The following is a 7,708-nucleotide window of genomic DNA, read 5'->3' as shown; positions in this document are numbered from 1 at the left end:
CCAATATAATGCGCCCCACCCCACCCACCGACCCCATATGCTGTGTTATCGAGGACTTTTATCTAAGCCCATGGGGCAACCACCCCACCATTGCCCACCCAGCGCCTCATCCGTGGGGCAAAGTGGGGAATTTTGGCGCGGCACAAAAATGCCCCGGTTGACCCTCACTGGGCCAACCGGGGCGAACTAAATTAAAAAGCGCTAACGCTCCTCAAAGCGGCGACGGAAGTTTTCCTCCAACTTGCCGCTGACTCCACCACTGCGGGACGCGGACTTCTTTGCACGAGCGCTGGAATAATGCCCCTGGGCAGAATGCCCAGATCCATCTCCGCGCAGCATCCACACACCGGCGGCAAACATCACCAAAAAGCCCGCGATAGAAAGCACGATAAACCACAGGCTTTGCTGGGCGAGAGCAACTCCGCCGATAAGCATGCAAAGGCCAACGACAACGAGCGCTACGCCTCGGAGGGTTACCGCACCGCCAGATCCGCCGAACGACGTAGGCTCAGAAACGGAAGCGCCAAACTTAGGATCGTCAGCAAGTAACGATTCCTCAATTTCACGGAGCGTGCGCTGCTCCTGCTCGGAAAGAGACACTGTTCCTCCAACTAGGGATTGAGCTTCGGGCGGTGATAGTTCTATCTATACTAACGCCCAGAATAATCAGTATGTTCCCCAAAAGGTAGTGAGCGCCCCCACGGAGTGACTACGCAGCAAAAGTGCCGAAAGTAGTCCCTGCCTCACTTTCATCCAAAAATTGTGCAGCACGCTGCATGAGGCCATAAACATATTCCTCGCTCGGCGCTTCATCCAGCCCCGAAGACACGCGCGCACGAGTCCGCGAATACCCCTTAAAGGATTCAGCCCACCGCTTGTCTTCCACACCGACGAGCGCTAAACGATCCCATGCACTGGAGGGAAGGCGGCGGCGCCGAGCCACTACAGATGCAGCCACTCGTGCGCCAGCAGTACGTAGAGCCGATTGGTACGCCACCTCTAAGGCTTGATCAAATCGCCCCTCAGCCGCATAACCGCGCGCAGCGTCTAATAATTCTCGTGCCTGAAAGAGGAACCGTGCCCGCTTGCTACCTTCTCGCCCAAGAGAACGGGTACGCGTTGCCGAAATAATCTGTGCCATTGTCTTTGCCCCTAACTAAATAAATAACGTCGTTGAACTGCCCCCGACCCTAAGCAAGCCGCCAGACATTCCACCCTTGACAATAGTTCACGTGTTCGATTTGATCAACGTTAATTGCAGGCAACAACTTAACTGCAGCCCGCTTGTTCGATTCCCTATTGCGACTTTCGAAGAACGGAGTGAGCCTCGCTTTCCCTCCGCTACAGACATCTGGTGTCATAGGAAGTGTGAGCTTTGAAATTCGCCGCCTAACCCCGCCGGAATTCTCCCTGCTAGCCCCACAGTTGGTGGAAATCTATATCGAGGCAATGCACTACAATCCCGCGATCTTGCATAGCCGCATTTCAAGCTGGCGAAATGACCTAACCCGCCCCGGATTCAGCGCGCAGATTGCCACCCATGACAATGGCATCGTCGGCGTGGCCTATGGGTTCTTAGGTTCCCCAGATAGCTGGTGGGACGCTGAGCTACGCCGCGGACTCCGACTACAAGGCGGGCCCACCGAAGAGCAGTGGGACATTGTGCGCAACTACTTTGAGTTGGCAGAGATCCACGTCTTGCCGCAGTACCAGGGGCACGGCCTAGGCAGAAAACTATTAGAGGGATTGCTATGGAATGCCCCGGCGCGCTACGCCCTGTTGTCCACGCCCGAAGTACCAAACGAGGATAATGGCGCTTTCCGCCTTTATAGAGCCGCCGGCTTCTTCGATGTCCTCCGCTACCATCTCTACCCCGCCGATTCCCGCCCCTTTGCCATATTGGGCGCGAGCCTGCCGCTGTAAACCTCTGTTATTTCTTGCGCAGCCTAGCCGGTATCGTGTGGGGTGTGACTATGCAGAATATTCCTGAGCTTGCGGACATCCCCGGTGCGGTGCGCGAGGAACTCGCCACCTTTCTTGATCAACGCCGAGGGCAGGTGGCGGAAATTGGTGCCCCGGTAACCAAGGCCGTGAGCTTTTTGGAATCCTTCGTACTTGACGGCGGCAAGCGAGTGCGCCCTACCTATGCTTGGGCGGGCTACCTTGCTGCAGGTCGAGGAGAAGAAGAACCCGCGGCTATGCTCCGCGCGGCCGCCTCTTTGGAATTTATCCAAGCCTGCGCTCTTATCCACGATGACATTATCGATGCTTCAAATACCCGTCGCGGCAATCCTACGGTGCACCGGGGCGTCGAAAAGCTGCACCGCGAATCGGAATACTTGGGGGATCCAGAGTTCTTCGGCACCTCCGTGGCAATCTTGGTGGGTGATTTAGCGCTTGTGTATGCAGAAGACATGTTCCAAGATTCCGGCCTGAGTGCGGCCGCTTTGCACCGTGCCCGCAGCCCGTGGCGCGGCATGCGCACTGAGGTTATCGGTGGACAGCTCTTGGATATCTCTTTGGAGGCGGCAGGGTCCGAATCGGTAGAGCTTGCCAATTCCGTCAACCGCTATAAGACGGCCGCTTATACCATTGAACGCCCGCTGCACTTGGGCGCCGCCATCGCCGGTGCGAGCGAGGAACTTATCGCAGCCTTCCGCGGCTATGGGCACGATATAGGCATTGCCTACCAGTTGCGCGACGATCAGCTGGGTGTTTTTGGCGATCCCGCGGTGACCGGCAAACCTGCCGGTGATGATCTGCGCGAAGGAAAGCGAACCGAACTTTTAGCGCTAGCGCTCCAGCGCGCGGATGAGTCCGATCCACAAGCTGCTGCTACCCTGCGCAAGCTCATTGGCCACACCTCAGATCCCCAGGAGCTATCGCGCCTGGCCCAGATCATCGCTGATTCGGGCGCACCAGAAGAAATTGAGCGCCGCATCGATGCCCTAACGCGATCGGGACTGCAGCACCTGCACGCCGCGCAGGTGGATCCCGCGGTGACCGAAGCCCTAGAGCAGTTGGCGATCAAGGCCACTGCTCGCCGCAAGTAGGTTGTGCCGTGGCAAAAACGTACTCTTTCCCCATTCCACGCGCGCTGCCGCTGGGGCTATCTGCCTCCTGCATTTTATTGCTAGCGTCCTTTTCTGGCGGCGCCACCCGCAACCGCGGAGGACTCCTCGAAGCATTAAATATTGGCTTCTTGTCTTATGGGCACGGGCGCAATCTCGGCCTCGCGTTGTACTGGGTGGGCATTTTCCTCTTAGCCGCAGCGTGGGTGCTAGCTGGGCGCACTATCATTCGCCCACAGCTCAAAAATCCTCTCCCCGAGGGCGGCTTGCGCGACATCCAGCGCATCCTCATCGCCTGGGTAGCTCCCCTTTTATTAGCCGGGCCATTGGCCTCACGCGATGTGTATTCCTACCTCATGCAAGGTGCTATGGTTCGCGATGGCTTCGACCCGTATACCGAAGGTGCCGCCGTTAACCCCGGACCCTTCCTCCTTGAGGTATCACAAGATTGGCGCAATACCACCACACCTTATGGTCCCCTTCACCTGTGGATAGGAGAACTGGTCACCAGCCTGGTAGGAGATAACGTCACTGCAGGCGTGGTGATCTATAAGGTTCTTTCTCTGCTCGGGTTTATTGCCATCGCCTGGTCAATCCCCCGCATCGCCCGCAAACTCGGCGCGGATCCTGCGGTAGCACTGTGGCTTGGTGTAGCTAATCCAGTTATTATCGTGCACCTTATCGGCGGCATGCATAATGAGTCGCTCATGGTAGGGCTCGTGTCTATCGGCCTGCTAGCGGCATTGCATCAGCGCTTCCACGCCGCCCTCATCCTCGTGGGCACGGCCGTGGCTATGAAGGCAACTGCGGTTATTGCGGCACCGTTTATCGTATGGATGATGCTCCACCACTACGCTCCCAAGGGCTCCAGTAAGTGGCGACAACTTGCTGTCTTTGTGCTATCTGGCATCGCCGCAGTGGCAGAAAGCATCGCCGCAGTAGCCTTCATCACGTGGGTTTCCGGCACGTCATGGGGCTGGCTATCGCAGGTAAGCGGCAATTCCAAGGTGATTAACCCGCTGGCAGGTCCCACCTTGGCCACCGATATTATCTTCCCAGCGGTACAAATATTTATGCCGGATGCGTCCTATAACGCCATCCTGGCCGTCCTGCGCAGCATCGCCATGGCCTGCATGCTCATTGGGCTGGTGGCGGTGTGGTGGCTTTGCCGCAAGGACAACCGCGACGCCATTATGGGCACCGCGGCCGCGTACCAAGTTGCCTTTGTTTTCAATGCCGTGACCCTACCGTGGTACTACGCCTCTATCTTTACCCTGATGGGCACCTTCCGGCCGCCGCTCTGGCTCATCAAATTCACCACCGGCGTGGCCCTGTTTATTGGCGTCTCTTTCTCCGGCGATGGCAATCACCAGCTCTACAACTGGTTCTGGGTCATCGGCATGATTGTGGTGGCATGGTTTGCCACCCAGTGGATCTTTGAAGGCGTGCCTAAAAAGCGGCAGCCTGCGCGCGCCGAATAACCTCGCGGGCAAGGTGACCGTGCAGGGCATCGATCGGGCGGCCCGGCAGCGAGTCATCCTCGGTAAAGAGATGCTTGAAGATTTCGTCGTCCTTATAGCCGCCGTCTGTCAACACGGTAATTGCGGCGGTTACATGCTTGGCAATGACGCCCTTGTCGTTGAAGAAGGCCAACGGCACGCGCTTTCCTTCTGGGGAATCCCAGGCAATGAACTTTCGGTCCTGGAGCAGGTCATAAGCGCGCGTGATGGGTAGGTCTAGCTTTTCTGCCACCTGCTGCATGCTGAGCAGTTCTTCGTTAGCGAGCAAGGAATCGAGGGATTTTTCTTGGTTAGTCACGTTTTCTACTTTAACGCGGGCTAGATGATCGGCCATACTGGGAAGCATGACTAGGTTGGAAATTGGTGACGTTCTGGAGAATCGTTACCGGATCGATCGCCCCATTGCCCGCGGTGGCATGTCTACCGTCTATCGCTGCGTGGACATGCGGCTGGGGCGAGCGGTCGCGGCCAAGGTCATGGACGAGCGCTATTCCGATGACCCCGTCTTTATCAAGCGTTTTTCTCGCGAGGCTCGCGCCATGGCCCGCCTGCAGCATCCCAATCTCGTAGCTATTCACGATTTTTCCGCCGAAGGCGAGCCCATTTATCTCATCATGGAGCTCATCGACGGCGGTACGCTACGCGAGCTACTGGCCGAGGGCGGCCCCTTTCCGGTGCAGGCGGCCACCTCTACCCTTCGCAATGTTTTGCGCGGCTTGGAGGAAGTGCACTCCACTGGCCTTATCCACCGCGATATTAAGCCCGATAATGTGCTTATTACCTCGCACCACCGGGTAAAGGTGGGCGATTTTGGGCTGGTGCGTGCCACCAATGCCGAGGCTACCTCGGACATGATCGTGGGCACCGTGTCCTATCTCGCGCCGGAGCAGGTCACGGGCGAAGAAATTACACCGGCCTCGGATGTCTATTCAGCCGGCATCGTCCTCTTCGAGCTTCTTACCGGCACCGTTCCATTCTCGGGGGATACTCCCCTAGCGCATGCCACGGCCCGCTTGGATTCCGACGTCCCCGCGCCGTCCTCGCGGATTTCTGGGGTGCCCAAGCTTGTCGACGCCCTCGTGGCCACCGCCACCGCCCGCGATCCCCGCGAGCGCTTCGCCGACGCCGGAGAATTCCTCGAGGCGCTCGATGATGTTTGCCGAGAGCTCGATCTTCCGGACGTGACCATCCCAGTGCCAAGGAACGCTGCCGCGGCGCGCACGGCACAAGCACCCACGGATTTTTCGGGCACTGGAGCCACGGAAATTTTCGAACCCACCCGCAGCATTCCGCAGGGCGAAACGGAGCATCTCGACGGCGGCCCGACTGAAGTCATCCCGCCGCAGCGCCTTAGCTTTGAGACGAAACTGGATTTGCCACAGGCCGGGGCCGCTCCAGAACCGGAGCCGCAATCATTGTCACGCCCCCAGGCACAGCCGTATTCCGCGTCCGAGCCCCCACTCGAACCATTTGCGCCGGCAGCTGCCTCTGCGCCTGCACCGGTACCTGCTCCTGTCCCCGAGCAGCCGGTCCAAAGCGCACATGAAGAACCCGCCGAGCGTCCGCTGACCAACCGCAATCCGCTGTCACTAGTGCTGTACTTAGTAGTGGTCGCGATTGCGGTGGGCGCGGTGGCTATCGGCGGGTGGTGGTTCGGCTCCTCGCTCTACGGCATGACGCCGAACCTGTGGATTTAGTTACGTAGCATCTCCGCGATGAGGAAGGACAGCTCGAGCGACTGCTGCGTATTAAGGCGGGGATCCACGGCCGACTCGTAGCGGCCCGGCAGATCCACGTCGGTAATGTCCTCGGCGCCGCCCAAGCACTCGGTGACGTCTTCACCGGTGAACTCAAGGTGTACGCCACCCGGGTGGGTACCCAGTTCGCGGTGAACCTCGAAGAAGCCTTGGACCTCATCCACGATCTTGTCAAAGTGGCGAGTCTTGTAGCCATTAGAAGCGGTGAAGGTATTGCCGTGCATCGGGTCGGACTGCCATACCACCTTGTGGCCGGAGTCTTCCACTGCCTTGACAATGGCAGGCAGAACCGTGCGCACCTTATCGTGTCCCATGCGCGAAATCATGGTCAGGCGGCCTGGCTCGCGATTCGGGTCCAGCCTTTCCGCGTACTCCACGGCCTGCTCCGGGGTGACGCCCGGTCCCAGCTTGATGCCCACTGGGTTACCAATCATCGCCGCAAAGTTCACGTGGAAATCTTCGATGCCACGAGTGCGCTCACCAATCCACACCTGGTGTGCAGAGAGATCGTAAAGCTTGGTATCGCCGTTATTGTCCTGGCCCAAGCGCAGCATGGAGCGCTCGTAGTCCTTCAGCAATGCCTCGTGCGAGCAGTAGATATCGGCCGAGCGCAGGGTGTCATCGTGCACGCCACAGGCATTCATGAAGTTCAAGCCGTTTTCGATCTCCCGGGCCAAGTCCTGGTAGCGGGCACCAGCGCGGGAATTGCGCACGAACTCGCGGTTCCACTCATGCAGGCGGTAGAGATCCGCAGTGCCGGAAGAGGTCAAAGAACGCACGAGGTTCATTGCCGCCGAAGAGTTCGCGTAAGCGCGGATCATTCGGGCTGGGTCGTGGCGACGAGCCTCATCGGTCGGCTCCACGGCGTTGACAATGTCACCGCGGTAGTTCAGCAAACCATTGGAGTCCGTATCGGAAGAACGTGGCTTGGCGTACTGGCCAGCGATGCGGCCGAGTTTAACCACGGGAACGGATGCGCCATAGGTCAACACCACGGCCATCTGCAGCAGCGTTTTCACATTGCCACGGATATGCGGCTCAGTATTGGACTCAAAGGTCTCCGCGCAATCGCCACCCTGCAGCAAAAAGGCGTTACCCAAGGCAACGTCTGCCAGCTTCTTCTTGAGCGCCTCGATCTCGGGCGCAACCACGATGGGCGGCACGGACTCGAGAATCTTGCGCACGTTATCGGCCTGGGAAGTATCCCAGCTGGGCTGCTGCTTTGCGTCACGCTTGATGACGTCCTGGAAGACCTCGTCGATGCCGGCGGGCAATGGCGGAAGGTCTGGCAGAACGCCTTGCGGAATATCTACTGTCCAACTCACACTGCTATTTAACCATCAAGCGCCTATCGCGAGTT

Annotated in this window: 8 protein-coding genes; 4 read left to right on the top strand and 4 right to left on the bottom strand. The window is 58.6% G+C overall.

Annotated features, from left to right (window positions below; all coding sequences use genetic code 11):
- Positions 1 to 201: 201 nt before the first annotated feature.
- Together MHK09_RS06225 and MHK09_RS06220 are read right to left on the bottom strand one after the other, a co-directional pair.
- Positions 202 to 600 carry a DUF3040 domain-containing protein gene (locus MHK09_RS06225; protein WP_005328929.1) on the bottom strand — a complete coding sequence of 133 codons (399 nt, stop codon included), beginning with the start codon at positions 598 to 600 and terminating at the stop codon, positions 202 to 204.
- A gap of 109 nt (positions 601 to 709) precedes the next feature.
- On the bottom strand, positions 710 to 1,141 hold the full coding sequence (locus tag MHK09_RS06220; RefSeq protein ID WP_250413005.1) for an SAV_6107 family HEPN domain-containing protein: 432 nt from the start codon (positions 1,139 to 1,141) through the stop codon (positions 710 to 712).
- Between the two features lie 227 nt (positions 1,142 to 1,368).
- Between MHK09_RS06220 and MHK09_RS06215 the strand changes: the two genes are divergently transcribed.
- The 3 genes from MHK09_RS06215 to MHK09_RS06205 are packed head-to-tail and all read left to right on the top strand — an operon-like array spanning position 1,369 to position 4,552.
- Entirely contained in the window at positions 1,369 to 1,923 is a 555-nt protein-coding gene (locus MHK09_RS06215) for a GNAT family N-acetyltransferase (RefSeq protein ID WP_250413004.1), read from the top strand.
- Between the two features lie 50 nt (positions 1,924 to 1,973).
- Entirely contained in the window at positions 1,974 to 3,053 is a 1,080-nt protein-coding gene (locus MHK09_RS06210) for a polyprenyl synthetase family protein (RefSeq protein WP_250413006.1), read from the top strand.
- A gap of 8 nt (positions 3,054 to 3,061) precedes the next feature.
- Complete coding sequence (locus MHK09_RS06205) at positions 3,062 to 4,552, top strand: alpha-(1->6)-mannopyranosyltransferase A (protein ID WP_250413003.1); 1,491 nt, start codon at positions 3,062 to 3,064, stop codon at positions 4,550 to 4,552.
- Here the strand turns inward: MHK09_RS06205 and MHK09_RS06200 are convergent.
- Positions 4,521 to 4,925, bottom strand: a complete 405-nt coding sequence (locus MHK09_RS06200; RefSeq protein WP_080970387.1) for an Rv2175c family DNA-binding protein — start codon at positions 4,923 to 4,925, stop codon at positions 4,521 to 4,523. The genes MHK09_RS06205 and MHK09_RS06200 overlap by 32 nt on opposite strands.
- A gap of 10 nt (positions 4,926 to 4,935) precedes the next feature.
- Between MHK09_RS06200 and MHK09_RS06195 the strand changes: the two genes are divergently transcribed.
- A complete protein-coding gene (locus tag MHK09_RS06195) occupies positions 4,936 to 6,288 on the top strand; it encodes a protein kinase domain-containing protein (protein ID WP_250413002.1) in 1,353 nt (450 codons plus the stop codon).
- Here the strand turns inward: MHK09_RS06195 and MHK09_RS06190 are convergent.
- Entirely contained in the window at positions 6,285 to 7,673 is a 1,389-nt protein-coding gene (locus tag MHK09_RS06190) for a class II 3-deoxy-7-phosphoheptulonate synthase (RefSeq protein WP_250408646.1), read from the bottom strand. The two genes, MHK09_RS06195 and MHK09_RS06190, sit on opposite strands and share 4 nt — an antisense overlap.
- Positions 7,674 to 7,708: the final 35 nt, after the last annotated feature.

The organism is Corynebacterium tuberculostearicum, from assembly GCF_022347235.1.
GTDB lineage: Bacteria > Actinomycetota > Actinomycetes > Mycobacteriales > Mycobacteriaceae > Corynebacterium > Corynebacterium tuberculostearicum_F.
The sequence above is the reverse complement of the archived record's forward strand: the minus strand, read 5'-3'. Positions and strand labels throughout refer to the sequence as shown.

Bases quoted from the DNA above. Each gene is read 5' to 3' on its own strand.
- MHK09_RS06200 (WP_080970387.1), bottom strand. From the start codon at position 4,925: ATGGCCGATCATCTAGCCCGCGTTAAAGTAGAAAACGTGACTAACCAA.
- MHK09_RS06210 (WP_250413006.1), top strand. From the start codon at position 1,974: ATGCAGAATATTCCTGAGCTTGCGGACATCCCCGGTGCGGTGCGCGAG.
- MHK09_RS06220 (WP_250413005.1), bottom strand. From the start codon at position 1,141: ATGGCACAGATTATTTCGGCAACGCGTACCCGTTCTCTTGGGCGAGAA.
- MHK09_RS06195 (WP_250413002.1), top strand. From the start codon at position 4,936: ATGACTAGGTTGGAAATTGGTGACGTTCTGGAGAATCGTTACCGGATC.